The sequence below is a fragment of the Asanoa ferruginea genome, from assembly GCF_003387075.1.
Taxonomy (GTDB): domain Bacteria; phylum Actinomycetota; class Actinomycetes; order Mycobacteriales; family Micromonosporaceae; genus Asanoa; species Asanoa ferruginea.
The window spans coordinates 1253373-1278954 of sequence record NZ_QUMQ01000001.1 but is presented as its reverse complement, the minus strand read 5'-3'; the positions used below and the strand labels follow the sequence as shown (position 1 = coordinate 1278954).

Here is a 25582-nt window from a genome sequence, read left to right as displayed (position 1 = left end):
AGGCTATCGGGCCACCGGTTGGGCCAGGACGGCTACCTGCGCACCGGCCACCCGGGTCAGCAACAGCGAGGTCGAGGCCCGGCCGGACAGCCGCAGGTCGCGCCGGAACTGCGCCGGGTCAAGCGCGGAGCCGCGCTTGAGGATCTCGACCGTGCCCACTCCACGGGTACGCAACTCCGCCCGCAACCGCTTGAGCGAGAACGGCAGCACGTCGGTGACCGCGAAACAGCGGCCGAAGGTGTTCGGCCGGGGCTCGTCGGCCCACACGTAGGCGATCGTCTGATCGCCCAGCCGCCCGTCGACCGTGGTGGCGAACTCGGCCACCAGCCCGGCCCGGACCACCGCGCCGTCGGGGTCGTAGAGATAGCCGCCGACCGGACCGACCGGTGCCAGGACCGTCCCCGACCCGGTCAGCTCGGCCGCGACGCCGGCTCGCAGCACGGTCGCCCGGCGCGGCACCGCCGCCAGCGCGCCGCACCACAGGGTGGCCTCGACCACGTCCCGGTCGACGCTGACCACCTCGGTTTCCGCGCCGTCGGGCGCCAGCGCGTGATCGAACCCGGGAGCGACCTTCACCGCCAGCCGTTCGCCGCGGGCCGCCAGTGCGGCCACGAAGTCCCACGACGGCGAATAGGCCGACGGGTCGAAGACCCGGCGGCCACCGGTCGACCGCCGGGCCGGATCGCAGAACACCGCGTCGAAGCCGCTGGTGTCGAATTCGGTCGCGTCGCCGCGTACGACCCGGAAGCGGTCGGCGACCCCGGCCGCTTCGGCGTTGGCGGCGGCGACCGCCGCGGTGGTCGCGTCGATCTCGACACCGACCACCTCGATCCCCTCCCGGGCGGCCGCGATCGCGTCGGCGCCGATGCCGCAGCCGAGGTCGGCCAGGGTGCGCACGCCGGCCGCGACCAGCCGGCGGGCCCGCCGCCCGGCCACCACCGCCCGGGTCGCCTGCTCCAGGCCGGCCCGGGTGAAGAACATGCCGGCGGCGTCGGTGCCGAACTTGCCGGCCGCCTGGCGGCGCAGGGTCGCCTGGGTGAGCGCGGCGGCGGCCAGCTCCGGCGGGACGCCGGCGGACCGCAGCGCGGCCGCCGCGGCGAGCGGGTCGCCGCCGGCCAGGTCGGTCGCCGCGGTGAGAGCGGCAACACCGGCGGGGGTACGCAGCGCGGCTAGGTCCACGGGACCCATTCTTCCGTGGGGGCTCGCTGGCACTCTCCTTGACGGAGTGCTAGTCGCGGCATAACCTGCGATTAGCACTCTCGGTCTGAGGGTGCCAACAACGCCAGGCAGGTCCGGCACCCGCGACGACGGTCCCGCCCTGGTGGCATGAGGCAAATTGGCGCCGGCCGGAAAGTCGGCCGGCTACGAACCTGATACCCCAGGAGGGTATGCCCGTGACTACCGCGACCAAGGTTGCGATCAAGCCTCTCGAGGACCGGATTCTCGTCCAGGCCAACGAGGCTGAGACGACCACGGCGTCGGGCATCGTGATCCCCGACACCGCCAAGGAGAAGCCGCAAGAGGGCACCGTCATCGCCGTCGGCCCCGGCCGGATCGACGACAACGGCAACCGCGTTCCGGTTGACGTCAAGGTCGGCGACACGGTGATCTACTCGAAGTACGGCGGCACCGAGGTCAAGTACGCCGGCGAGGAGTACCTGGTGCTCTCCGCCCGCGACGTCCTCGCGGTCATCGAGAAGTAACTGATCAAGCTGAAGTGCGCGATGCCCCGGACCGGATTCATCCCGGGCCGGGGCGTCGTGTCTTTGAAGGGACTTAAATGGCGAAGATCCTGAGCTTCTCGGACGACGCCCGGCACCTTCTCGAGCACGGCGTCAACGCCCTCGCGGACACGGTCAAGGTCACTCTCGGCCCCCGCGGGCGCAACGTCGTCCTCGACAAGAAGTTCGGCGCTCCGACGATCACCAACGATGGCGTGACCATCGCCAAGGAGATCGAGCTCACCAACCCCTACGAGAACCTGGGCGCCCAGCTCGTCAAGGAGGTGGCGACCAAGACCAACGACGTGGCTGGTGACGGCACCACCACGGCGACGGTCCTGGCCCAGGCGATGGTCCGCGAGGGCCTGCGCAACGTCGCCGCGGGCGCCAGCCCGAGCGACCTCAAGCGCGGCATCGACGCGGCCGCCAACGCCGTGTCCGAGGCGCTGCTCGGCAAGGCCGCCGATGTCGACACCAAGGGCTCCATCGCCAACGTCGCCACCATCTCGGCGCAGGACGCCACGATCGGCGAACTGATCTCCGAGGCGATGGAGAAGGTCGGCCGCGACGGTGTCATCACCGTCGAGGAAGGCTCGACGCTGGCGACCGAGCTCGAGATCACCGAGGGCCTCCAGTTCGACAAGGGCTACATCTCCCCGCACTTCGTGACTGACGCGGAGTCGCAGGAAGCCGTCCTCGACGAGCCCTACATCCTGATCACCACGCAGAAGATCTCGGCCGTCGAAGAGCTGCTCCCGCTGCTCGAGAAGGTCGTCCAGGCCGGCAAGCCGCTGCTGCTGATCGCCGAAGACGTCGAGGGCCAGGCCCTCGCGACGCTGGCGGTCAACGCGGTGCGCAAGACGCTGAAGATCGCCGCCGTCAAGGCGCCGGGCTTCGGCGACCGCCGCAAGCAGATGCTCCAGGACATCGCGATCCTCACCGGCGGCGAGGTGATCGCCCCCGAGCTCGGCTACAAGCTCGACCAGGTCGGCCTCGACCAGCTCGGTTCGGCCCGCCGGATCGTCATCGACAAGGACAACACCACGGTCGTCGACGGCGGCGGCAACGCCACCGAGGTCGCCGAGCGGGTGTCGCAGCTCCGCAAGGAGATCGAGGCGTCCGACTCCGACTGGGACAAGGAGAAGCTCGCCGAGCGGCTCGCGAAGCTGTCCGGCGGCATCGCGGTGATCAAGGCCGGCGGCGCCACCGAGGTGGAGCTCAAGGAGCGCAAGCACCGCATCGAAGACGCCATCGCCGCGACCAAGGCCGCGGTCGAAGAGGGCACCGTCCCCGGTGGCGGCGCCGCTCTGGTGCAGATCGCCACGGTGCTCGACGGCGACCTGGGCCTGACCGGTGACCAGAAGACCGGTGTCTCGATCGTCCGCAAGGCGCTCAACGAGCCGCTGCGCTGGATCGCCGAGAACGCCGGCCACGACGGCTACGTCGTGGTGGAGAAGGTGCGCGAGCTCGGCTGGGGCCACGGCCTCAACGCGGCTACCGACGCCTTCGTCGACCTGGCCAAGGCCGGCATCATCGACCCGGTGAAGGTGACCCGCAACGCGGTGCTCAACGCCGCGTCGATCGCCGGGCTGCTGCTCACCACCGAGAGCCTGGTGGTCGAGAAGCCGGAGAAGGCCGCGCCGGCCGAGGGCGGTGGCCACGGCCACGGCCACCAGCACGGCCCGGGCTTCTGAGCCTGATTTAGCAACAGACAAGATCCGCGCGACCCCGCAGGGTCGCGCGGATCTTGTCGTTTCATTACGTTCACAGCCCGCGGTTACCCGTTCGCGCCCGGCAGGGATCACACTTGCTGCCGTGACACGGAAGTCTTGGCGGTTCGGCGCGCTCGCGGGCGTCGCGGCCGCCGCAGTCGCCCTCGGTCTCGCCGAGCTCATCGCCGTCGTGACCGGGTCGCGCAGTGCGCCGCTGGTCGCCGTCGGCGGCGTGGTGGTCGACCACGTGCCGGAGAGTCTCAAGCAGTTCGCGATCACCATGTTCGGCGTGCACGACAAGACCGCCCTGCTGGTCGGCACCGCCGTGCTGCTCGCCCTCTTCGCCGCCGTGATCGGCGCGTTGTCGGTGCGCTGGCTCGCCGTCGGCTTCGCCGGCATCGGGCTGTTCGCCGCGGTCGGCGTCGCCGCCGCCCTGACCCGACCCAACGCCGGCCCTTCGGCGGCCCTGCCGGCTCTGCTCGGCGCGGCCGCTGCCGGCGCGACGCTCTGGCTGCTCGTCGTCGGCCCGCTCGCGCCCGCCGAGGTCACCGAACTGGTCGCGCCGTCGGTGCACGAGGAGGAAGAGGCGGTCGAGGGGCGACGCCGGTTCCTGAAGAGCAGCGGGCTGATCGTCCTGGGCGCGGTCGCGGTGGGCTTCGCCGGGCGCTGGCTGTCGACCCGGCGCAGCGTCTCCACGGCCCGCGCCGAGGTGCGGCTGCCCCCGCCCGCGACACCAGCGCCCGAGGTGCCGGCCGGCTCCGACCTGCGGCTGCCCGAGCTGTCGTCCTATGTGACCCCGAACGACGATTTCTACCGGATCGACACCGCGTTGGTGGTGCCCCAGGTCGACCCGGCGGAGTGGAAGCTGCGGATCCACGGCCGGGTGCGCAACGAGATCGAGCTGACCTACGCCGACCTGCTGGCCCGGCCGATGATCGAGCGTTACGTCACGCTGGCCTGCGTGTCCAACGAGGTCGGCGGCGACCTGATCGGCAACGCGCGCTGGCTCGGCGTACCCCTGAAACCGCTTCTTGACCAGGCCCAGCCGCTGGATGGCGCCGACCAGGTGGTTGGCCGCTCGGCCGACGGCTGGACCTGCGGCACGCCTACGGCGATCATGCGCGACGGCCGCGACGCGATGCTCGCCGTCGGCATGAACGGTGCTCCGCTGCCGATCGAACATGGCTTTCCCGTACGCGTGGTCGTGCCGGGTCTGTATGGCTATGTCTCGGCGACCAAGTGGGTGGTCGAGCTCGAGGTGACCAGCTTCGCCGATTACGACGCCTACTGGGTGCCGCGCGGCTGGTCGCAGCAGGGGCCGATCAAAACCGAGTCGCGGATCGACACCCCGCGCGGGCGCAACTCGCTGAAGGCCGGCCCGGTCACCGTCGCCGGCGTGGCTTGGGCACAGCACCGCGGCATTTCCAAGGTCGAGGTGCAGGTCGACAACGGCCCGTGGCAGGAGGCGATGCTGGCCCGGGCGGTCTCCGACGACACCTGGATCCAGTGGTCGTGGACCTGGGAGGCGACCAACGGCGATCACGTGCTGCGGGTGCGGGCCACCGACAAGACCGGGCAGACGCAGACCTCGCAGCCGGCCGACCCGGCGCCCGACGGCGCGAGCGGCTATCACAACGTGTCGGTCAGCGTCGGATGAACGGCGGTCCGGGGCCCCGTCGGGCCCCGGACCGGAAGATAGAGGTGTCAGCTCGCGCGGCGCTGTGCCGGCACTGGGAGGGGCCGGATCGCGGCCGGGACCGTTGACTTGTGTGGCCGGCCGAGTCGCGACTCGAGGCGCTCGACGTCGACTGTGGTGTGCCGGCGGTCGGCCAGGTCTTCCCAGCCGGTGGCCAGCAGGCGGAGCCGTTCGGATTCGCTGAAGCCGCCCCAGACGCCGTAGGGCTCGCGCACCGAGAGGGCGTGCGCGGCGCACTGTGCGCGCACCGGACAGGTGCCGCATACTGACTTGGCTTTCATCTCGCGCCGGTTGCGCGACGATCCGCGCTCCCCGTCGGGATGGAAGAACTGGGCACTGTCGCGGCCACGGCACGCGCCGAGCCGTTGCCAATCCCAACGCTCGTCGATGGGTCCGGGCAGCCTGCGTACGTTGGACATCGGCACCCCTCCTTTCTCGCGCGCCTCCGCGCCGTACTGGACTAGCGGTGTCACTACCCCAAGCGCTGTCCACTCACACGTGCCTGATCGATTGGTTGCACGCACCTACCACCTCGGCGTGGCGAACTGTCCGGAACTTTCCTGTTCTTTCAGCTGAAACGCCGTAATGATCTCAGTGCTCCGTGGTCCTCTTCTATGAGGAGAGGAGGACCACCGTGCGAACTGTCCTCGTTTGCGTTCGGACATCGCAGGCCGCTCAGAATGTCAATGCGGCCGCGGCCCGGCTCGGAGTAGCCGGCGCCGTGCGAACTGCGGTATCCGAGCCCGAGGTATTGCTCCGTCTAGCCGAGCGTCCCGCCGACGTGGTGCTCGCGGACACAGCTGTGACCAGACCGGACACTGTGGGATTCACCCAGCGGGTGTTGGGTCGGGCGCCGGGCGCGACGATCGTGCTCTTCGGGTCGGAAGACCCGCGGATCGCGGCCGCCGCGGTCAACGCCGGAGCCCGGGCCCTGATCCAGGGCGGCGACCAGGATCTGGTCAGCGTCGTGGCCAAGGCAGTGCTGCTGCTCTGCGTCGCCGGCCGGGTGCCGGCCGCCGTCGGCGGTCTCGCCGGCGCGGCTGCCAGCCGCAACGCGGGGCCGATGCGGATGCAGGCCGGTGTGGGGGCCGGACACCCCCAGATCGGGCTGGCCGAGTCGACGTCTGCCGTCGTCCCGGTGCAGCGCGGCGACGCCGGGCCTGGCATGGACATCCGGGACAACGCCGAAGAAGGGCGTTATTTCGGAGGCCAGGCCGATCCGGTCAACCGCTACGGGGGGCGTGAGGAGCCGGTTGCCCGGCGCGCCGCGCTCACCGAACGGGAACTGCAGGTGCTTCGCGGCATGGCCGACGGGAAGAGCAACGCCGAGATCGGGCGCGAGCTCTTCGTGTCGGAAGACACCGTGAAGACCCACGCCCGGCGTCTGTTCCGGAAACTGGGCGCGCGTGACCGCGCGCACGCGGTGGCCGCGGGCTTCCGCTCAGGCCTGGTGGCCTGAAACACGCACTGACCGGCCCACCCCTCTCCTTGCCGGTCAGGGTGTGACGATCATGATCCCGGGCTGTCCGGTTTGCCGGGCAGCTCGGGATCGTCGGCTTCATCCGCCAGGGTGTCGTGCACGCCGTCGGCGTAACCCTTGGCGTATTCCCAGGTCACATAGTGATCGGGATCAGGGTCATAGGCCGGCTCGTGCACCCGGGGCCGACCGGAGCTCAGCAGGTGACGCAGGTTGCCGCGGAGCAGGTCCCAGTCGAAATAGTGGGGTTCGTGGCAGTCTTCACACTCGATGACCAGCCCACGAATCCCGACCGGGCCCAGCAGGGCCTGGTAAACCTCGAGGTCGGCGAGGTCCTCGAGCACGTCCTGCCGCTCGACCTCGGTCAACGGGTCGAGGGTCGGGTCGTCGTCGCCCGCGTCGTCGGAGAGCCCCGCGGAGGGGTCGTCCTTGAACGGATCGATGGGCTCGTCGTTCACCCTCCCACCGTAGTCGTTTTCGGGCCTGTCGCGCCTGCCCAGAGCGGGGCCGCGCCGGCCGGTCCGCGCGCCCGCGCGGGTAGCATGACGTATCGCGCCGCTGAGGGGACTAACCATGGACAACAAGCCCGTCAACGACCTGCCGGTCGGCACCTTCGTAGACCCGGGAGCCGGCTCCGCGGCGACCGTGCCGCTCGGTCTCACGTTCGACGACGTGCTCCTCCAACCGGGTGAGAGCGACGTCGTGCCGAGCCAGGTCGAGACCGGCACCTTCCTCACCCGCAACGTGCGTCTCGGCATTCCGCTCATGTCCAGCGCCATGGACACGGTGACCGAGGCCCGGATGGCGATCGCGATGGCCCGCAACGGCGGCATCGGCGTGCTGCACCGCAACCTGTCGATGGAAGACCAGGCCCTTCAGGTCGACCTGGTCAAGCGCTCCGAGGCCGGCATGATCACCAACCCGGTCACCTGCAGCCCCGATGACACCGTGCGCGACGTCGACGCCCTCTGCGGTCGTTACCGCATTTCCGGTGTCCCGGTGGTCGACAACGGCGGTGCGCTGGTCGGCATAGTGACCAACCGCGATATGCGCTTCGTCACCAACGGCAACACCCCGGTGCACGAGATCATGACCCGGATGCCGCTGGTCACCGCAGGCGTCGGGGTGACCAAGGCCGAGGCCCTCGGGCTGCTGCGCCAGCACAAGATCGAGAAGCTGCCGCTGGTCGACGAGAGCGGCCGGCTGCGCGGCCTGATCACCGTCAAAGACTTCACCAAGAGCGAGCAGTTCCCCAACGCGACCAAAGACGACGCCGGCCGGCTCCGGGTCGCCGCGGCGGTCGGCGTGGGTGACGAGGCCTACAAGCGGGCCCGCCTGCTCATCGACGCCGGTGTCGACGTGCTGATGGTCGACAGCTCACACGGGCACAGCCGCAACGTGCTGGAGATGGTCGCCCGGCTCAAGCGCGAGACCCAGGTCGAGGTCGTCGGCGGCAACGTCGCCACCTACGCCGGCGCGAAGGCACACGTCGAGGCCGGCGCCGACGCGGTCAAGGTCGGCATCGGTCCGGGCGCGATCTGCACCACCCGGGTCGTCGCCGGGGTCGGCGTGCCGCAGATCACCGCGATCATGGAGGCCACCCGCGCGGCCGGCCCGGCCGGCGTCCCGGTCATCGCCGACGGCGGCATCCAGTTCTCCGGCGACATCGCCAAGGCGATCGTGGCCGGCGCCCACTCGGTGATGCTGGGCAGCCTGCTGGCCGGTTGCGAGGAGAGCCCCGGCGAGCTGATCTTCATCAACGGCAAGCAGTTCAAGTCCTACCGCGGGATGGGCTCGCTCGGTGCGATGCAGTCGCGCGGGCAGGGCCGGTCCTACTCCAAGGACCGCTACTTCCAGGACGACGTGCTCAGCGAGGACAAGCTGGTGCCCGAGGGCGTCGAGGGCCAGGTGCCCTACCGCGGCCCGCTGTCCCAGGTGGCCCACCAGCTCATCGGCGGCCTGCGCGCGGCGATGGGCTACGTCGGCGCTCCCGACATCACCGGGATGCACCAGCGCGGCCAGCTCATCCGGATCACCGCGGCGGGGCTCAAGGAGAGCCACCCGCACGACATCCAGATGACCGTCGAGGCACCCAACTACCACTCCCGATAGGAGCGCCCAAGTGCGTGACGTGGTCGAGATCGGCATGGGAAAGACCGCGTTGCGCGGCTATCACCTTGACGACATCGCGATCGTGCCGAGCCGCCGCACCCGCGATGTCGACGACGTGTCGACTCAGTGGCAGCTCGACGCCTACCCGTTCAAGATCCCCTGCGTCGGGCACCCGAGTGACGCCACGATGAGCCCGGCCTCGGCGGTGGCCCTGGGCCAGCTCGGCGGGCTCGGCGTGCTCAACGTCGAGGGCCTGTGGACCCGCTACGAGGACCCGCGCAAGATCCTCGACGAGCTCGCCTCCCTCGACGAGGACGCTCCGGCCACCCGCCGGCTGCAAGAGGTCTACGCCGAGCCGATCCGCCCCGAGCTGATCGCCGAGCGGGTCCGCGAGATCCGCGAGGGCGGCGTCACCGTCGCGGTCCGGGTCTCGCCGCAGCACACCCTCGCGCTGGCACCGGTGATCCTCGACGCGGGCGTCGACATCCTGGTCATCCAGGGCACGCTGGTCTCGGCCGAGCACGTCTCGACCACCGACGAGCCGCTCAACCTCAAAGAGTTCATCGCCGACCTCGACCTGCCGGTGATCGTCGGTGGCTGCACCGACTACAAGACCGCCCTGCACCTGATGCGCACCGGCGCCGCCGGCGTGATCGTCGGGGTGGGTGCCGACGAGTGGTCGACCACCGACACCGTGCTGGGCATCCGGGTGCCGATGGCCACCGCGATCGCCGACGCCGCCGCGGCCCGCCGCGACTACCTCGACGAGACCGGCGGCCGCTACGTGCACCTGATCGCCGACGGCGACGTGCAGACCTCCGGCGACATCGCCAAGGCGCTGGGCTGTGGTGCCGACGCGGTGATGTTGGGCGAGTCGCTGACCCAGGCCGCCGAGGCTCCGGCCAGCGGTGCCTGGTGGCACTCGGTGTCCAGCCACCCGAAGCTGCCTCGTGGCGCGTTCGGCGTGGCCGGCCCGCCGCTGGGCAGCCTGGAGCAGCTCCTCTACGGCCCGGCCGACGACCCCGACGGGCAGCTCAACCTGTTCGGCGGGCTCAAGCGGGCGATGGCCAAGTGCGGCTACCGCGACCTCAAGGAGTTCCAGAAGGTCGGCCTGGTCATCGACCGGTAGGCGCCATACTGAGGCCTATGTCCGATCCGGACGAGCTGGCTGACATACGCGAGCGGCGCGGTCGAAGTCTCGACCGCGCCATCTCGTTCAGTGACGCGGTGATGTCGATCGCGCTCACGCTGCTCGTCCTGCCGCTGGTCGACCTCGCCACCGACAGCCCGGACGAGCCGATCCGCACCCAGCTCGACCGGATCGCGCCGCAGTTCGGCGGCTTCGCCGTCTCGTTCCTGGTGATCTCGCAGTTCTGGGGTGCGCACCGGCGGCTGTGGGAACGCCTCGACGACTACGACGAGCGGCTGCTCTTCCTCAACGCGCTGTGGCTGCTGCTCGTGGTGTTCCTGCCATACCCGACCGCCCGGCTGTTCGCCGAGGACGCGTCGCACCCCGACGCGGCGATCTTCTACCTGCTCGTGCTGTTCGGCATCGGCCTGCTGATGCTGCTGGAAGCCTGGTATATCGCCCGGCATCCCTGGCTGCGCCGCCCCAGTGACACGCGGTCGCTGCGCGACCAGATCCTGCCCGCACTGGGCAGCACTGCGATCTTCGGGCTGGCCATCCTGCTGTCGCTGTTCAACCGCAACGCGGGCCTCTTCTCGCTGATCCTGCTCGGGGTCGTGCAGCGGTTCACCGCGCAGAAGGACCAACCCTTTCGCCAAACGCGTCCGCAGGCTCACCCGTGACTCCGGAAGATAGGCTCTCGTGATGATGATCAGGCGATCGGCGCTCGCTGTCCTGGCGGTCCTGACCATCGGCGGCGCGGCCGCCTGCACCAAGTCCAGCAACGCCGACGAGGGATTCGTCCCCGGCGCCGACGGCGTCGGCGACGCCTACTTCCCGACCTACGGCAACGGTGGCTACGACGTCGCCGGATATGCGCTGACACTGCGCTACGACCCGGCCACCGACAAGCTCGAAGGCACCGCCAAGATCACCGCGAAGGCGACCCAGAACCTGTCCCGGTTCAACCTGGACTATCGCGGCCCCGAGGTCTCGGCGGTCACCGTGGATGGTGCGGCCGCGCAGCAGCAACGCCAGGCCGACGAGCTGGTCGTCACGCCGAAATCAGGGCTGCACAAGGACAGCACGTTCACCACGGTGGTGACCTACGCCGGTGTGCCGCAGCCGATCACCAGCCCGGAACTCGGCACCGGTGGCTGGCTGTCGACGCCCAAGGGCGCGATCGCGCTCGGCCAGCCCGAGTCGGCGAGCAGTTGGTACCCGGTCAACGACCATCCGAGCGACAAGGCCACCTTCGCGCTGGAGATGACCGTGCCGGCCGGCATCTCGGTGCTGAGCAACGGGGTGCTCGGCGAGAAGACCGACCAGGCCGGCTGGACCACCTGGCGGTGGACCGAGTCGGAGCCGATGGCCAGCTATCTGTCCACCGTGGTGATCGGCGACTTCCGGGTCAGCACGGGCTCACACAACGGCAAGCCGCTGATCACCGCGGTCGACAACACGCTGGGCCGTGGCGGCAACGCCGACAAGGCGATGGCCCGCACCGGCGAGATCGCCGACTTCCTGGAAACCCAGTTCGGGCCATACCCCTTCGACGCGTACGGGGGAGTCGTGGTCGACGACAACCGGATCCGCTACGCGCTGGAGACCCAGTCCCGCCCGGTGTACGGCGACGCCTTCTTCGCGTCGTCGACCAGTGAGTGGGTGGTCGCGCACGAGTTGGCACACCAGTGGTTCGGCGACAGCGTGTCGATCGCACAGTGGAAGGACATCTGGCTCAACGAGGGCTTCGCGACCTACGCCGAGTGGCTGTGGACCGAGCACGAGGGCGGGCCGTCGGTGAATGCCTCCTTCGACCGGCAGTACGAGGGGATGAACTGGGCCGAACCGGCCTACGACCCGGGCCGGGCGGGGCTGTTCGGCAACGGCGTCTACACCCGCGGCGGCCTGACCGTGCACGCCCTGCGGCTCGAGGTCGGCGACGACGCGTTCTTCAAGATCCTAAAGGAGTGGACGACCCAGAAGCGCAACGCCTCCGCGACCACCGAAGACTTCATCGCGCTGGCCGAGCGGGTCGCCGGCAAGCCGCTGCGCGAGTTCCTGCTGGCCTGGCTGACCTCGAAGACCGCACCGCCCAAACCCGGCTCTTAGCGTTTGACCAGCAGCGTCGGGTGGGCCTTGAGGTAGGCGTCGGCCTTGCCCGCCCGGAGTTGAGTGATGAAGCCACGGCCGACCGAGGTGAGCTGCTCGCCCCGATAGCCGCTGCCCGAGCCGACGCCACTGCCGGGCAGCGAGACCAGCTTCAGGTTCTGTGGGGCCAACTGGTGCAGCGCGAACGCGTACTCGATGGGGGTGCGCTCGCCTGTGATCACGTCGACCGAGCCGCCCAGGGCCTTGAGCAGCCGGTTGAGTGCGGCCGCGTCGGTCGGCAACCCGGTGGACAACGCCTTGGTGAGGATCGCCTTGATCAGTTGCTGCTGGTGGCGCTGGCGGGCATAGTCGCCGCCCGCGGTGTAGCGCTGCCGCGCGTAGTCGATCGCCTGCCAGCCGACGAAGTGCCGCTTGCCAGGGTTGTAGGTCGCCTGCGGTCCGACGTAGTCGCCGCCCCGGAGGGTGCGCCCGTGCCCGTTGGGCTGGCGGTGCTTCGAGACCACCTTCTGGTCGACATACATGTCGACGCCGCCGAGCTCGTCGACGAGCTTCTGGAAGCCGCCGAAGTTGAGGATCGCGCCGGCCTGGAACTTCTTGATCCCGGTGTACCGGCTGACCGTCTGGCTGAGCAGCTGGAAACCCTGCGCCGCCGAGGGCTTGCCCTTGCCGCGCTTGCTGCCGTAGCTCATCGCGTGGGTCAGCTTGGTCCGCCCACCGCCGTAGCCCGACTTCGGGAACCGGGGGATGTCGACGACCAGGTCACGCGGCAGCGAAAACAGATAGCCGCTGTCGAGGCCGGCGTTGACGTGCAGGATCAGCACCGCGTCGGCGTGCGGCTCCCAGCTCGGGATGGAGACCCGGGTGTCGACGCCGACGAGCAGCAGGTCGAGCGGGCCGCGGATGTCGGCGCCGGGCTGGACCGTGGGGCTGGGCGTGGGTGCGGCCTCGGTCGGCGCGGCCTGGCTCGGCGGTGCGCTGGCCGCCACGGACGGCTTCGGTCCATCGCCGCTTGCGGTCACCGCGAACACCGCACCACCGATGAGCAGCACCGCGATCACCGCCGCCGCGACCCAGAGGACGGGCCTGCGCCCGCGGAGCCGCTGCCAGCGTGCGCTTCCCCAGCCAGTCACGCCGGAAATGATGACTGAAGTTCGCGATGGCGCAACAGCTACCCGCCGGTAATGATGAGGGCATGGGTTACGACGTGGTCGTCATCGGCTCCGGTTTCGGAGGCAGCGTCGCCGCGTTACGCCTGGTGGAGAAGGGCTATTCGGTGCTCGTGCTGGAAGCCGGCCGGCGGTTCACCGACGCGGAACTGCCGGCGACCTCCTGGCGGCTGCGCCGCTTCCTCTGGGCGCCCAAACTCGGCTGTTTCGGCATCCAGCGGATCAGCATGCTGCGCCCGGCCGGCCGCAGCGCGCCCGGCGACAAGGTGCTGGTGCTCTCCGGCGCCGGGGTCGGCGGCGGGTCGCTGGTCTACGCCAACACGCTCTACGAGCCGCTGCCCGACTTCTACGCCGACCCGCAGTGGCAGGGCATCGCCGACTGGCGGGCCGAGCTGGCGCCGCACTTCGACCAGGCCAAGCGGATGCTGGGGGTGGCGACCTATCCGAAGACCACCGCCGCCGACCGGGCGATGCACGCGGTGGCGACCCGGATGGGCGTCGCCGACACGTTCCACCCGACGCCGGTCGGCATTCACTTCGGCCGGCCGGGAGAGACGGTCGACGATCCCTACTTCGGCGGGGCCGGGCCGTCCCGCACCGGTTGCCTGCACTGCGGCGCCTGCATGACCGGTTGCCGGCACGGCGCGAAGAACAGCCTGGTCAAGAACTATCTGCACCTGGCCGAGGGGTTGGGTGCGACGGTTCGACCGCTGACCACGGTGACGGGGGTGCGGCCTGCTCCTGCCGGCGGTTATGTCGTCTCCACCAGGCGGACCGGTAGCTGGTTCGGGGGCCGGTCGACCGTGCACGCCGGCCAGGTGGTGTTCGCCGCCGGGGCGCTCGGGACGGTGGAGCTGTTGCATCGGATGCGCTCTGCCGGTTCCTTGCCGTCCTTGTCAGACCGGGTCGGGGCGTTGGTGCGGACCAACTCGGAGGCGATCCTCGGCGCGACGGTGCCCGGCCGGTCGGCGGTCGACTACTCCGAAGGTGCGGCGATCACCAGTTCTTTTCACCCCGATTCGCGTACGCACATCGAACCGGTCCGCTACGGGCGCGGCTCCAACTCGATGGGCCTGCTCCAGTCGGCGCTGGTCGACGGTGGCCCGCACCGGGTCCGGCGGCTGCTGGCGACGCTGGTCTCGTCGCCACTGACCTACCTGCGCGCGTTGTCGGTGCGCGACTGGTCTCGGCGCACGGTGATCGCGCTGGTGATGCAGTCGGTCGACAACTCGCTGACGCTCGGCTGGCGGCGCGGGCGGCTGGTCAGCATGCCCGGCCACGGCGCGCCCAACCCGACCTGGGTGCCGGCCGGCAACACGGCGGCCCGGCTGCTCGCCGAGGAGATCGGCGGGGTGCCCGGCGGCTCGCTGACCGAGGCGTTCGACATCCCACTCACCGCACACATCCTGGGCGGCGCGGCAATCGGCGCGGCGCCGGCCGCGGGGGTGGTCGACGGCTATCAGCGGGTGTACGGGCATCCCGGCCTGCACGTCGTCGACGGCGCGGCGGTGCCGGCGAATCTTGGCGTCAATCCGTCGCTGACCATCACCGCGCTGGCGGAGCGGGCGCTGTCGTTCTGGCCCAACAAGGGCGCCGCCGATCCGCGGCCGCCGCTGGGGTCCGCCTACGCACCCGTCTCCCGTGTCTGGCCGGCCCGCCCGGCTGTGCCGACGTCGGCACCCGGCGCCTTGCGGTAGGTCTCTCAGGGCGCACATGTTCTTTTACGTGCGTACATGAAAGAACATGTATTGCCCTTCTTGCTTGCGGTCCTGCGGTGGTGAGCAGTCCTGCGGTGGTGGGCGGTGCTGCGCTAGCGTGCCGGCCATGGCGGCGCGGGTGCTGGTGGTCGAAGACGATGCGCGGGTCGCCGCCGCGCTGCGGCGATCGCTGGAATACGCGGGTTATCCGGTTGTGCTGGCCGCCGACGGACCGTCCGGGCTGGCGGCGGCGATCCGCGACGCGCCCGACCTCGTGGTGCTCGACGTCAACCTGCCCGGGCTCGACGGCTTCGGCGTCTGCCGGGCGCTGCGGGCGTCCGGCGGCACCGCGTTGGTGCTGATGCTGACCGCCCGGGACGCGACCGCCGACCGGGTCGACGGGCTCGACGCCGGCGCCGACGACTACCTGGTCAAGCCGTTCGCGCCCGAGGAGTTGCTGGCCCGGGTGCGGGCGCTGCTCCGCCGGGCGCCGGCGTCCGGGCCGGCCGGCGTGCTGCGCTTCGCCGACCTGGTGGTCGACCCGGCGACCCGCGAGGTGCGCCGCGGCGCGCGGTCGATCGCGCTGACCGCCCTGGAGTTCGACCTGCTTGCGCACCTCGCGCGGCATCCGCGGCAGGTGTTCAGCCGGCCCCACCTGTTGACCGCGGTGTGGGGCGGCGAACCGGTGGCCAGCAACGTCGTCGACGTCTACATCGGATATCTGCGGGCCAAGCTGGAGGCCGGCGGCGAGCCGCGGCTGGTGCAGACCGTGCGGGGCGTGGGCTACGTGCTGCGAAGCGACGCCTGATGTCGATCCGGGCCCGGGTCACCCTGTTCGGCGTCGCGGTAGTCGCCGTGATCTACACGGTGGTCGCCGTGCTGATCTATCTTCTGCTCTCCTACGGTTTCGCCGAGGACCAGGATCAGCTGTTGGCCGAGCGGGCCAGCGCGGCGGTGTCCGGGCTCGCCGAGCTACCCGGCGACGCGCTCGTGGCCCGCCCGCCGTTGACTCCGGTCGACGCGGTGGCGACCGGCGAAGCGGTCGTGGTGGTGCTCGACGGCGCGGGAGCGGTGCTCTCTTCGACCGGCCACATCGGCGCGGGGCCGCCGGGTGTGCCGCCTACGTTGTTGGCGGCGGCGTCCCGGGCCGGGTTCGTCGTGGCCACCGTGCCGGTGTCCGGGGTCGACACCCGGGTCCGGGTCGTGCCCTGGTCGCGCCCGGATCTCGGGCGCGCCGGCTACGTCGTCGCGGCCCAGCCGATCCGGGCGATCCAGGTGCAGAGCCGCGGGATGATCGTCGTACTGGCGGCCGTGGGATTCCTCGGCCTGGTGGCGGCGTTCGCGGCGACCTGGTTCGCGGTCGGCCGGGCCCTGCGGCCACTGCGGGTGCTGGCTTCGCTGGCCGACTCGGTGGGCGGCTCGGAGGACCTGACCCGGCGGCTGCCGGCGGTACGGCAACGCGACGACCTGGGCCGGCTGACGACCAGCTTCAACACGATGATGGGCCGGCTCGAATCGGCGTACCGGCGGATGGAGTCGGCTCTTTCCGCGCAGCGCCGCTTCACGGCGGACGCGTCGCACGAGTTGCGCACGCCGTTGACCACGATTCGCGGCAACGTGGGCTTCCTGCGGACACACCCGGCGGCCCGCCCCGACGACCGCGAAGCGGCACTCGACGACCTGGTGGCCGAGAGCGCGCGCATGGCCCGCCTGCTCGACGACCTCCTGCTGCTGGCCCGCTCAGACGGCGGCGTGGCGCTGTCGACCTCTCCCGTGGATCTCCTCGAGGTGGCCACGTCGGTATGCCGTCAGGCGTCGGCGTCGTCCTCCGGCGCCTCCGTGGTGGTGGCCGGCGATCGGGATGCCCGGGTTTTGGAGGGCGGTGATCCTGCCGCTTCGGCGGTGGTGGCCGGTGATCGGGATGCCCGGGCTTTGGAAGGCGGTGATCCGGCCGCTTCGGCGGTGGTGGCCGGTGATCGGGATGCCCGGGCTTCGGAGGGCAGTGATCCGAGCGCTTCGGCGGTGGTGGCCGGTGATCGCGATCCCCGGGTTGTGGTGGGCAGTCAGCCGGCCGCCTCGGCGGTGGTGGGCAGTGAGCCGGCCGTCTCGGCGGTGGTGGTCGGTGATCCGGCCGCCCGGGTGGTGGTGGCCGGTGATCCGGACGCGCTGCGGCGGCTGGTGTGGATTCTGGTCGACAATGCGCTGCGGCACGGCGCGGGAGCGGTGACGGTCGAGGTGTCCCGATCGGACTCCGGCGCGCGGCTGACCGTGGCCGACGAGGGTCCGGGTGTGCCGGCCGATCTGACGGACGCCGTCTTCGAGCGCTTCTTCCGGGGCGACCCGGCGCGCGGGCCGGGCGGCGGCGTGGGCCTGGGCCTGGCGATCGCCCGATCGGTAGTGACCACGCACGGCGGCACAATCTCCGTCGCCGGGGCGGTGTTCACGGTGACGCTGCCCCTCTCATCGAACTCTTAATCCGCCCTCACCCCCACCTCACCGTCCCCCGCCACGCTATTCACATGCGTCGCTTCTGGCCCGTGCTCGTGCTGTTGGTGCTCGCCCCGTGGGTGGGCGAATACCTGCTGGGCAACGTCCCCGTCCAACGGTTTCCGCTGCTTCCGGTCCTGGTCCCGCTCTACGGTTGCGGCGCGCTGCTGGTCCGCGAGCTGGCGCGGCGCACCGGCCGGGGCTGGCCGACGATCTTCCTGCTGGCCACCGCTTATGGGGTGATCGAGGCGGGCCTGGTCGACCAGTCGCTGTTCAACGCGACGTTCGAAGGGCTCGACCAGCGCGGCGTGACACCGGTGCCGTGGCTGGGGTTGAGCGCCTACAACGCGGCCGCGTTCCTGGTCGGCCACACGGTGTGGAGCATCGGCGTGCCGATCGCCCTCGTCGAGCTGTGGTTCCCCGCCCGGCGCACCGACCCGTGGCTGGGCCGGCCCGGGCTATGCGTCACGTTCGTGTTCTATCTGCTCGGCTGCTGGCTGATCTTCAAGGACCTCCGCGACCAGGAAGGCTTCCTGGCGGCGCCGCACCAACTGGTGGTGGCCGCGGTGACCGCGATCGCGCTGATCATCGTGGGTTTCCTGTTGCCACGGCGGGATCCGGCCGCCGCGAGCTCCCCCCATCTGTCACCGCCGCGCACGCCTGGCTGGCTGCCCCGGCCCTGGCTGCTCGGTGTGGTGACGTTCGTTACGGCCGGCTCGCACGCGCTGGTGCCGGAGAGCTGGCTCGGGTTCTGGCTGGATGTCGCGATCGTCTCGGCCGCTGCGGCCGCGGTCGCCTGGCTGGCCCGCCGGCCGGGCTGGTCCGACCGGCACCTTGTGGGGCTGCTGGCGGGCGCGTTGCTCACCTATGCCTGGCTGGGCTTCGTGCTGACGCTGCTCTTCGCGCCGAGCGACGGGGTCCGCTATGCGGGCAACGCCGTGTTCGCGCTCACCGCCGTGGTGCTGCTGCTGATCACCCGCCGGGTCGTCGCCCGCCGCGCGGAGGCGCCGGCGGAGGTCGGGGAGGGGGTGAGCGCGGTGGGGGTCGGCCAACACGGTCGGTAAACTCCGGACGCATGACCATGCCTCGCCCGGTACTCGTCGTCGACTACGGCGCGCAATACGCACAGCTGATCGCGCGCCGGGTGCGGGAGGCGAAGGTCTACTCCGAGATCGTGCCGCACACGATGCCGGTCAAGGAGATGCTGGCCAAGGATCCGGTCGCGATCATCCTGTCCGGCGGGCCGTCCAGCGTCTACGAGGCGGGGGCCCCGCAGGTCGAGAGCGACCTGTTCGAGACCGGTGTCCCGGTGTTCGGCATCTGCTACGGCTTCCAGGCGATGGCCAAGGCGCTCGGCGGCACGGTCGCCCACACCGGGCGGCGTGAGTTCGGTGGCACCGAGCTGCGCGTGGCGCCCGAGGCGGGTGTGCTGCTGCGTGACCTCCCGGCGTCGCTGCCGGTGTGGATGAGCCACGGCGACAGCGTGACCGAGGCGCCGGCCGGCTTCACCGTCACCGCCGCCACGCCCGGCGCCGAGGTGGCCGCGTTCGAAGACCTGGCCGGGCGGCGGGCCGGCACCCAGTTCCACCCGGAGGTCGGGCACACCGCCCACGGGCAGGACATGCTCACCAGGTTCCTCTACGACATCGCCGGCATCGCGCCGAGCTGGACCTCCGACAACATCATCGACGACCAGGTCGCCGCGATCCGCGCGCAGGTCGGCGACAAGGAGGTCATCTGCGGCCTGTCCGGCGGCGTCGACTCGGCAGTGGCCGCGGCGCTCGTCCACAAGGCAGTTGGCGACCAGCTCACCTGCGTGTTCGTCGACCACGGCCTGCTCCGGGCCGGCGAGGCCGAGCAGGTCGAGGAAGACTACGTGGCGGCGACCGGGGTCAAGCTCAAGGTCGTCGACGCGGCCGACCGCTTCCTGACCGCGCTCGACGGCGTCACCGACCCCGAGCAGAAGCGCAAAATCATCGGCCGCGAGTTCATCCGCGTGTTCGAGCAGGCCGCCCGCGAGATCGCCGCAGAAGGCGACGTCGAGTTCCTGGTGCAGGGCACGCTCTACCCCGACGTGGTCGAGTCCGGCGGCGGCACCGGCACCGCCAACATCAAGTCACACCACAACGTCGGCGGCCTGCCCGAAGACCTCAAGTTCTCGCTGGTCGAGCCGCTCCGCACGCTCTTCAAAGACGAGGTCCGCGCGCTGGGCACGGCCCTGGGCCTGCCCGACCCGATGGTCTGGCGACACCCGTTCCCGGGCCCGGGCCTGGCGATCCGCATCATCGGCGCGGTCAGCCACGACCGGCTAGAGGTGCTCCGCGCGGCGGACCAGATCGCCCGCGAAGAACTGACCGCGGCGGGCCTCGACCGCGACGTCTGGCAGTTCCCGGTGGTCCTGCTGGCCGACGTCCGCAGCGTCGGGGTCCAGGGCGACGGCCGCACCTACGGCCACCCGGTGGTCCTGCGCCCGGTGTCCAGCGAAGACGCGATGACCGCCGACTGGTCAAGGCTGCCCTACGAGCTGCTGGCCCGAATCTCCACCCGCATCACCAACGAGGTCCCCGAAGTCAACCGCGTCGTCCTCGACATCACCAGCAAGCCCCCGGGCACCATCGAGTGGGAGTAACCGGCGGTCACCCCACTCACTCCCCGTCGTGGGTTGCGGCCCGAGGCTGAGTTCGGCGGCCACGCCGCTGAATGATTTCTGGTCGGAGCCCGTCGTCCGCTTGGCGCAAGCCGCGGCCTGCGGTCGGGCTCGCTCGCCGCCGGGAGTGACCACTGTGGCCGACGTCCTTGCGGCGCAGGTCGCCGCCCGCGACTCGACCTTTCACGCCAAGTCGTCGCTGCGGCGGGGGTCGTGGGCTGCGGTCAGGCTTTGGCTGGCCGCCGCCGGGAGAGGCCTCTGGTCTGGGCCGTCGTTCCCGTGGCGTGGGTTGTGGTCAGGCCTGGGCCACCGCCGGGAGCGGCCTCTGGTCTGGGCCGTCATTTCCGCGGCGTGGGTCGTGGGTTGCGGTCAGGCCTGGGCCGCCGCCGGGACCGGCCTCTGGTCTGGGCCGTCGTTTCCGTGGCGTGGGTTGTGGTCAGGCCCGGGCCGCCGCCGGGAGCGGCCTCTGCTCTGGGCCGTCATTTCCGCGGCGTGGGTCGTGGGTTGCGGTCAGGCCTGGGCCGCCGCCGGGACCGGCCTCTGGTCTAGGTCGTCGCTCCCGCAACGTCGGACTTGCGTTGCGGTTGGGTCGCCCGCCCGGGCGGCCCGTCTCAAGCCGAGGCCGTCACGGCCCGCGGCGCAGGTCGGTCGCGCCGCGGACGGTGACCTCGGCCCGAGCCCGTCACGCTCGAGGCGGCGTGGAGTCGCCCTCGCCACCGGCCGGCGGCTGGTCCGACGGGGTGTCGTAGGGCGAGTGGTCCGCCGGCGCCTGGTAGGGCGCGGGGTCCGGGTTGGACGGTGGCTGGTAGGTCGGCGGCTGGTAGTGGCTGTTGCCGTGCGTTGCGGCCTGCCAGCTTGCCGATGCGCCGCCACCCTGCCACGGCGGTACGGCCATCGGGGCCATCGGGCGGTCCTCCGGCATCAGGAACCACAGCACCGGGTAGGCGAACAGGGCCAGGCCGCCCGTCAGGACCACGGTGACCGCGAAGATCACGCGCATCAGTACTGGGTCGACGCCGAAGTAGCGGCCTAGGCCACCGCAGACGCCTGCGATGATCTTGTCGTCGGTGGTGCGGCGGAGTTGTTTGTACGGTGGGTTCGCGCTCGTCGTCATGCTTCTACAGTCCACCCGACAGGACGGTCCTACCTCGGGTACCGCCCGGACCCGTACCCTGAATCCTGACCCCTGCGGGTGATCAGCTGTCAGCAATCCGACTCCGCCCCCGGAGGTGTCGTGTGATTCGGGAAGAATCTCCCTCTGTGACCCCTGCGCTCGAACCCCTCCGCCGCATCGCGGCCTATGCCGTCTGCACCGACGGCAGTGGTCGCGTGCTGCTCGTCCGGGCCTCGACGCGCTCCGGCACCCCCGGTGCCTGGTCGCTACCCGGTGGCGCTGTCGACCATGGCGAAGACCCCAACCACACCGTTGTCCGGGAGAGCGCGGCCGAGACCGGGCTGTCGATCACCGTGACCGGCCTCCACGACGTCCTCGCCGACATGCGCGCCCTCCCGCACCGCGGTGTCACCATCCACACCGACCGCCTCATCTACGCCGCGTCGGTGCGGGGCGGCACCCTGCTCGACCGCGTCGGGCAACCGACTGACCTGGCCCGCTGGCACACCCTCGACGAGGCCAAGGGCCTGCCGCTGCGGCCGTTCACCGCCACCGCGCTCGGCCTTCCGCCCGGCTCGATCGACCTGCGGCCCGACGAGACTCCTGACTTTCCGTCGTTCTACGCCGCGCCGGGGCCCGACGGGCTGCACCGGGCCCAGCGCTTCGCCGCCTATGCGGTGGCCACCGACCCGGCCGGCCGCATGCTGATGACCCGGGTCGCACCCGGCTACCCGGGCGCCGGCTGCTGGCATCTCCCCGGCGGCGGCACCGACTTCGGCGAGCAGCCGGGCGAGGCCCTGCTGCGCGAGTTGGTCGAGGAAACCGGTCAGACCGGGCGATTGGTCGCACTGCTGGGCGTCGCCAGTCACCGTGACGCGGCCTCGCTCGGGCCCGAGGGCTACCCGATCGACTGGCACGGCGTCCGCGCCTTCTACCGCGTCGCCGTCGACGACCCCGCTGACCCTCGGGTCGGCGACGTCGGCGGATCGACCGACGAAGCCCGCTGGTTCCCGGCCGACGAGCTCCGCGCGCTGCCTCCCGCGAGCATCACCGAGGTCACCGCCGACGCTGTCCGCGCCGCCTTCCCTGAGCAGGGCGACTGACGAAGATCTAAGATCATTTGTTCATGGAGCAACGGCGACGGATCGGCGCGTACGGGCTGTGCCGTGACGGCGATCGGGTGTTGCTCGCCCGCTCGTCCGATAAGTCCGACTTCCCGGGCGTCTGGCAGATCCCCGGCGGCGGGCTCGAGCACGGCGAGTCGCCCGAGCACGCGCTCGTTCGCGAATACCGCGAGGAGACCGGCCTGGAGATCGCGATCCGCCGGCCATTGACCGCGCTGGCCTCCGTGCGCGAGCTCTGGGACATCGACCTGGCCTGGCATTTCGACCTGATCGTGTACGAGGTCGAGGTGCGCAGTGGCACCCTCCGCCGAGAAGTGGCCGGCACCAGTGACGACGTCGCCTGGGTGCCGGAGCGCGACCTGCCCGACCTGCGGCTGATGCCGTTCACCGCCGAGTTGCTCGGCCAGCCGGTGGTCCCGCTCGACTTCGCCGCGCCCCACCCGCTCGGCCGCCGCCAGCCGCCACCGCCCCGGAAGAAAGACCAGGGTCAGCGGTTCGCCTCCTACGGCCTGGTGACCTCGCCGCGCGGCGTACTCCTGACGCTGATCTCGCAAGGTTTTCCCGGTGCGGGCAAGTGGCACCTGCCGGGCGGCGGGACCGACTTCGGCGAGCAGCCGGCCGCCGGGCTGCTGCGCGAGCTCGCGGAGGAATCCGCGCAGGTCGGCGAGGTCGTCGAACTGCTCGCGGTGTCGGATCATCGCAACCCGCGGGCGCTCGGCCCGGAGGGCTATCCGATGGACTGGCACGCCGTGCGGGTGATCTATCGGGTCACCGTGACGGCGCCGACGGAGCCACGGGTGACCGAGGTGAGCGGATCGACAGCCGATGCGCGCTGGTTCACTCGCGACGAGGTGCGGGGGCTGACGCTCACCGATGTGGCGGCCGCGGCGATCCCGGCGTGGGCCCCCTGAGCTGCCCAGACGTCACAAATCACCAATGTTGTCGCCTAGACGGTATAATCGTTGGTTGGGCCAAGAGCTTGTATCGCCGGCTATGACACGTAAGTGAATTCTGTCGCGTTTGTGCTCGTTCACCCGATAAAGCGGTGTACGAGTCTCGCCAACCGGCACCATCTGTGCGATGGTGTAGACCGCAAGATCGGGCGGTCGCTCGACTGGCGGCGGAGCTCCGATCCGGACCTGGAGGAACCACGTGCCGAGAGCCCCTTGGCGTCGGCGTATTGCCACCGATAGTCCGCGCATAGCTTTCGACAGCCCGCGCCCTGGCGGTCGCCGGTGGTACGGCCTGCGTCGCGGCGGCACCACTCTCGCCCGGCAGGTCCTGCGGGTGCGGGTCGGTCGGCGCTCCCGGATGACCGTGGTGCACCCCGACAGCCACGCCGTCGACCCCCTGGTGATCCGCGAGATCCAGTCGATCGCGCCGGTCAGCCCGGCGATGGGCCCTAGTGAGGCCGCGCCCACGATCGGCATGTCGATCCCGCTGCTCCCCGGCGAGCGCACGTTGGCCCGCCGCGCCAAGTTTGCCGTGGTCAACGCCTGCACGCTGGCCAGCCTCAGCCTGGGCCTGCTGGCGATCTTCATGGCCATGCAGTCGGAGGTCCGCCTCGCCGCGATCTTGCTGGTCGCCTGCGTGATCTTCGATGGCCTCGACGGCATCCTGGCCCGCCGCCTCGGCGTGGCCAGCCCGTTCGGCGCCCAGATGGACTCGCTGGCCGACATGTGCTCGTTCGGCCTGGCCGCGCCGGTCGTCGTCTACGCCTCGCTGGCCGGCACCGTGTCGACCGCGGCCGCGGCGATAGCCTGCGCCCTGGTCGCCGGTTGCGCGGCCATCCGGCTGGCCCGCTTCAACGTCTCGCCGAAGGACGGCCGCTTCTTCTGCGGCGTCCCGACCACGATGGCCGCGGCCGTGCTCGCCCTGGCCGTCCTGATCGGCCTCCCGGTCTCGGGCGCCTTCGTCGTGGCCGGCGTCGCGATCCTGGCCTTCGCGATGGTGTCGAGCTTCCCCTACGCGAAGCTCGCCCGCCTGGTGAAGCTCCCACCGTGGCTCCTGGTGCTCCCAGTGGTCGGCGCCCTGCTCGACGTCCGCGTCACCTTCGTCGCGATCGTCGTGGCCTACCTGGCCAGCGGCCCGCTGCTCTGGCTCCGCCAGCGCCACACGGTCTGACGACACCGAACCCCGCCGGCAGCGGTTGAGCGCACCGGCGGGGCATGGCAGGCTCGTGGCCCATGATCGATGAGTTCGCGAAGGACTACCTGCACCACGACCTGCGCGAGCTTCGCAAGGCGCTGTTATGGAAACTCGACGGGCTCTCCGACTACGACATCCGGCGCCCGTTGACGCTGACCGGCACCAACCTGCTCGGCCTGGTCAAGCACCTGTCGCTCTGGCAGTCGAAGTATTTCGGTGAGGTCTTCGACCGGCCGTTTCCCGAGCCCCTCCCGAGGTGGGATGACCCTGCGGCGGACGGCCCCGACATGTGGGCGACCGAGCACGAGATGCGCGACGAGATCGTCGCTCGCTATCAGCGGGTGTGCGACCACGCGGACGTGACGATCACCGCGTTGCCGATCGACGCTCCGGGCCACGTGCCCTGGTGGCCGCGGCCCGACGTGAAGCTGTTCAACATCCTGGTGCACAGCCTCGCCGAGACCAGCCGGCATGCCGGGCACGCCGACATCCTGCGCGAGCAACTCGACGGCGTGACCGGCACGAGGGCCGAATACGCGAGTCAGGCCGACGCGGCGTTCTGGGCCGCCCGGCGCACGGAGATCGAGCGGGCTGCCAAGGCGGCCAAGCCCTAGCGGTCGGCGGCCGCGCGGGACTGCGCGTCGAGGCCGGCGACGAGCAGGGTGATGCCCAGTTCGAAGGCCCGCGGCTCGCGGTGGTCGACGGCCGGGTCTTCGCGGTCGAGGGAGTGTTCCTGGGCCACCGCACCGAGGCTGTCGGCCTGTATGCGCTGCTGGCGGTGGAACGCGTGGCCGACGATGAAGTGGACCATGGTCTCGGCCGCCAGTGACGTCGTCTGCTTGTCGAAGCCGCCCACCCCGATCGCGGCCGACAGCCGCCGTTGCAGGTCGCCGGCGCCCAGGCCGAGTGCGAGCGTGCTCGACACGACCTCGGCGCCGTCCTTGTAGGCCAGCAGCGCGTCGTGCAGGGCCGCCGCCTCCGTGCGTACGCCAATCTGCCAATCGCCCGAATCCGCGGCCAGTGGGCGCGCTCCGGCGATGATGCGGTCGGAGACCGCCGCCAGCAGCGACTGCTTGTTGGGGAAGTGCCAGTAGAGCGCGCTCGGCGCGACGCCCAGCGTGGCGGCCAGATGGCGCATCGTCAGGTCGGGTAGGCCCTGCTGGTCCAGAATGCGCAGCGCCGCGTCGATGACGTCGTCGCGGCTGTTGCGGGCGTACCCGGCGCTGTCCGATCTCGGCATCCC

Annotated in this window: 23 protein-coding genes; 17 read left to right on the top strand and 6 right to left on the bottom strand. The window is 70.9% G+C overall.

Going from position 1 to position 25582, the window contains the following annotated elements; translation table 11 throughout:
* Nucleotides 1-3 precede the first annotated feature (3 nt).
* Nucleotides 4-1188 carry a THUMP-like domain-containing protein gene (locus DFJ67_RS06225; RefSeq protein WP_116067011.1) on the bottom strand — a complete coding sequence of 395 codons (1185 nt, stop codon included), beginning with the start codon at nt 1186-1188 and terminating at the stop codon, nt 4-6.
* Nucleotides 1189-1388: 200 nt separating this feature from the next.
* Between DFJ67_RS06225 and groES the strand changes: the two genes are divergently transcribed.
* The 3 genes from groES (at nt 1389) to DFJ67_RS06210 (ending at nt 5090) form a co-directional block, all read left to right on the top strand.
* Nucleotides 1389-1703: a co-chaperone GroES gene (groES, locus tag DFJ67_RS06220; protein WP_116067010.1), complete on the top strand. Its 315-nt coding sequence runs from the start codon at nt 1389-1391 to the stop codon at nt 1701-1703.
* A gap of 77 nt (nt 1704-1780) precedes the next feature.
* The gene (gene groL, locus DFJ67_RS06215; protein ID WP_116067009.1) at nt 1781-3415 is read left to right on the top strand and encodes a chaperonin GroEL; all 1635 of its coding nucleotides are present in this window, start codon (nt 1781-1783) and stop codon (nt 3413-3415) included.
* Nucleotides 3416-3536: 121 nt separating this feature from the next.
* Nucleotides 3537-5090, top strand: a complete 1554-nt coding sequence (locus tag DFJ67_RS06210) for a molybdopterin-dependent oxidoreductase (RefSeq protein ID WP_116067008.1) — start codon at nt 3537-3539, stop codon at nt 5088-5090.
* Nucleotides 5091-5137: 47 nt separating this feature from the next.
* Here DFJ67_RS06210 and DFJ67_RS06205 read toward each other — a convergent pair whose 3' ends face one another.
* A complete protein-coding gene (locus DFJ67_RS06205) occupies nt 5138-5548 on the bottom strand; it encodes a WhiB family transcriptional regulator (RefSeq protein ID WP_116067007.1) in 411 nt (136 codons plus the stop codon).
* Between the two features lie 215 nt (nt 5549-5763).
* Between DFJ67_RS06205 and DFJ67_RS06200 the strand changes: the two genes are divergently transcribed.
* Nucleotides 5764-6588, top strand: a complete 825-nt coding sequence (locus DFJ67_RS06200) for a helix-turn-helix transcriptional regulator (protein WP_116075735.1) — start codon at nt 5764-5766, stop codon at nt 6586-6588.
* Between the two features lie 50 nt (nt 6589-6638).
* Here the strand turns inward: DFJ67_RS06200 and DFJ67_RS06195 are convergent, their stop codons facing one another.
* Nucleotides 6639-7064, bottom strand: coding sequence for a DUF5319 domain-containing protein (locus DFJ67_RS06195; RefSeq protein ID WP_116067006.1), 426 nt, complete (start codon nt 7062-7064; stop codon nt 6639-6641).
* A 115-nt stretch (nt 7065-7179) separates the two neighbouring features.
* Here DFJ67_RS06195 and guaB point away from each other — a divergent pair, with 115 nt between their 5' ends.
* The 4 genes from guaB to DFJ67_RS06175 are packed head-to-tail and all read left to right on the top strand — an operon-like array spanning nt 7180 to nt 11956.
* On the top strand, nt 7180-8718 hold the full coding sequence (gene guaB, locus DFJ67_RS06190; RefSeq protein ID WP_116067005.1) for an IMP dehydrogenase: 1539 nt from the start codon (nt 7180-7182) through the stop codon (nt 8716-8718).
* Nucleotides 8719-8728: 10 nt separating this feature from the next.
* Nucleotides 8729-9847 (top strand): GuaB3 family IMP dehydrogenase-related protein, encoded by a 1119-nt coding sequence (locus DFJ67_RS06185; RefSeq protein ID WP_116067004.1) that lies wholly within the window; start codon nt 8729-8731, stop codon nt 9845-9847.
* Nucleotides 9848-9864: 17 nt separating this feature from the next.
* Nucleotides 9865-10527 (top strand): TMEM175 family protein, encoded by a 663-nt coding sequence (locus DFJ67_RS06180; RefSeq protein ID WP_116067003.1) that lies wholly within the window; start codon nt 9865-9867, stop codon nt 10525-10527.
* 25 nt (nt 10528-10552) lie between these two features.
* A complete protein-coding gene (locus DFJ67_RS06175) occupies nt 10553-11956 on the top strand; it encodes a M1 family metallopeptidase (protein WP_116075732.1) in 1404 nt (467 codons plus the stop codon).
* Here DFJ67_RS06175 and DFJ67_RS06170 read toward each other — a convergent pair.
* Entirely contained in the window at nt 11953-13086 is a 1134-nt protein-coding gene (locus DFJ67_RS06170) for an LCP family protein (protein WP_116067002.1), read from the bottom strand. The genes DFJ67_RS06175 and DFJ67_RS06170 overlap by 4 nt on opposite strands.
* A 62-nt stretch (nt 13087-13148) precedes the next feature.
* Here DFJ67_RS06170 and DFJ67_RS06165 point away from each other — a divergent pair, with 62 nt between their 5' ends.
* From DFJ67_RS06165 to guaA, 5 genes are all read left to right on the top strand, one after another.
* On the top strand, nt 13149-14819 hold the full coding sequence (locus DFJ67_RS06165; protein ID WP_116067001.1) for an FAD-dependent oxidoreductase: 1671 nt from the start codon (nt 13149-13151) through the stop codon (nt 14817-14819).
* 127 nt (nt 14820-14946) lie between these two features.
* Entirely contained in the window at nt 14947-15627 is a 681-nt protein-coding gene (locus tag DFJ67_RS06160; RefSeq protein ID WP_116067000.1) for a response regulator transcription factor, read from the top strand.
* Nucleotides 15627-17294, top strand: a complete 1668-nt coding sequence (locus tag DFJ67_RS06155) for a sensor histidine kinase (RefSeq protein ID WP_116066999.1) — start codon at nt 15627-15629, stop codon at nt 17292-17294. The genes DFJ67_RS06160 and DFJ67_RS06155 overlap by 1 nt, the downstream gene beginning before the upstream one ends.
* A gap of 44 nt (nt 17295-17338) precedes the next feature.
* Nucleotides 17339-18370 (top strand): AF_0692 family protein, encoded by a 1032-nt coding sequence (locus DFJ67_RS06150; RefSeq protein WP_116066998.1) that lies wholly within the window; start codon nt 17339-17341, stop codon nt 18368-18370.
* Between the two features lie 11 nt (nt 18371-18381).
* Nucleotides 18382-19935, top strand: coding sequence for a glutamine-hydrolyzing GMP synthase (gene guaA, locus DFJ67_RS06145; RefSeq protein ID WP_116066997.1), 1554 nt, complete (start codon nt 18382-18384; stop codon nt 19933-19935).
* Between the two features lie 700 nt (nt 19936-20635).
* On the opposite strand, the gene DFJ67_RS44535 is transcribed toward guaA, so the two are convergent.
* The gene (locus DFJ67_RS44535) at nt 20636-21067 is read right to left on the bottom strand and encodes a PspC domain-containing protein (protein ID WP_116066996.1); all 432 of its coding nucleotides are present in this window, start codon (nt 21065-21067) and stop codon (nt 20636-20638) included.
* A 146-nt stretch (nt 21068-21213) separates the two neighbouring features.
* On the opposite strand from DFJ67_RS44535, the gene DFJ67_RS06135 reads away from it, so the two are divergent.
* The 4 genes from DFJ67_RS06135 (at nt 21214) to DFJ67_RS06120 (ending at nt 24953) form a co-directional block, all read left to right on the top strand.
* Nucleotides 21214-22170 (top strand): NUDIX domain-containing protein, encoded by a 957-nt coding sequence (locus tag DFJ67_RS06135; protein WP_116066995.1) that lies wholly within the window; start codon nt 21214-21216, stop codon nt 22168-22170.
* A gap of 23 nt (nt 22171-22193) precedes the next feature.
* A complete protein-coding gene (locus tag DFJ67_RS06130; protein WP_116066994.1) occupies nt 22194-23102 on the top strand; it encodes an NUDIX hydrolase in 909 nt (302 codons plus the stop codon).
* Between the two features lie 241 nt (nt 23103-23343).
* Entirely contained in the window at nt 23344-24315 is a 972-nt protein-coding gene (locus tag DFJ67_RS06125) for a CDP-alcohol phosphatidyltransferase family protein (RefSeq protein ID WP_409362910.1), read from the top strand.
* 62 nt (nt 24316-24377) lie between these two features.
* On the top strand, nt 24378-24953 hold the full coding sequence (locus DFJ67_RS06120) for a DinB family protein (RefSeq protein WP_116066993.1): 576 nt from the start codon (nt 24378-24380) through the stop codon (nt 24951-24953).
* Here DFJ67_RS06120 and DFJ67_RS06115 read toward each other — a convergent pair.
* Entirely contained in the window at nt 24950-25579 is a 630-nt protein-coding gene (locus DFJ67_RS06115) for a TetR family transcriptional regulator (RefSeq protein ID WP_203783588.1), read from the bottom strand. The genes DFJ67_RS06120 and DFJ67_RS06115 overlap by 4 nt on opposite strands.
* Nucleotides 25580-25582 lie beyond the last annotated feature (3 nt).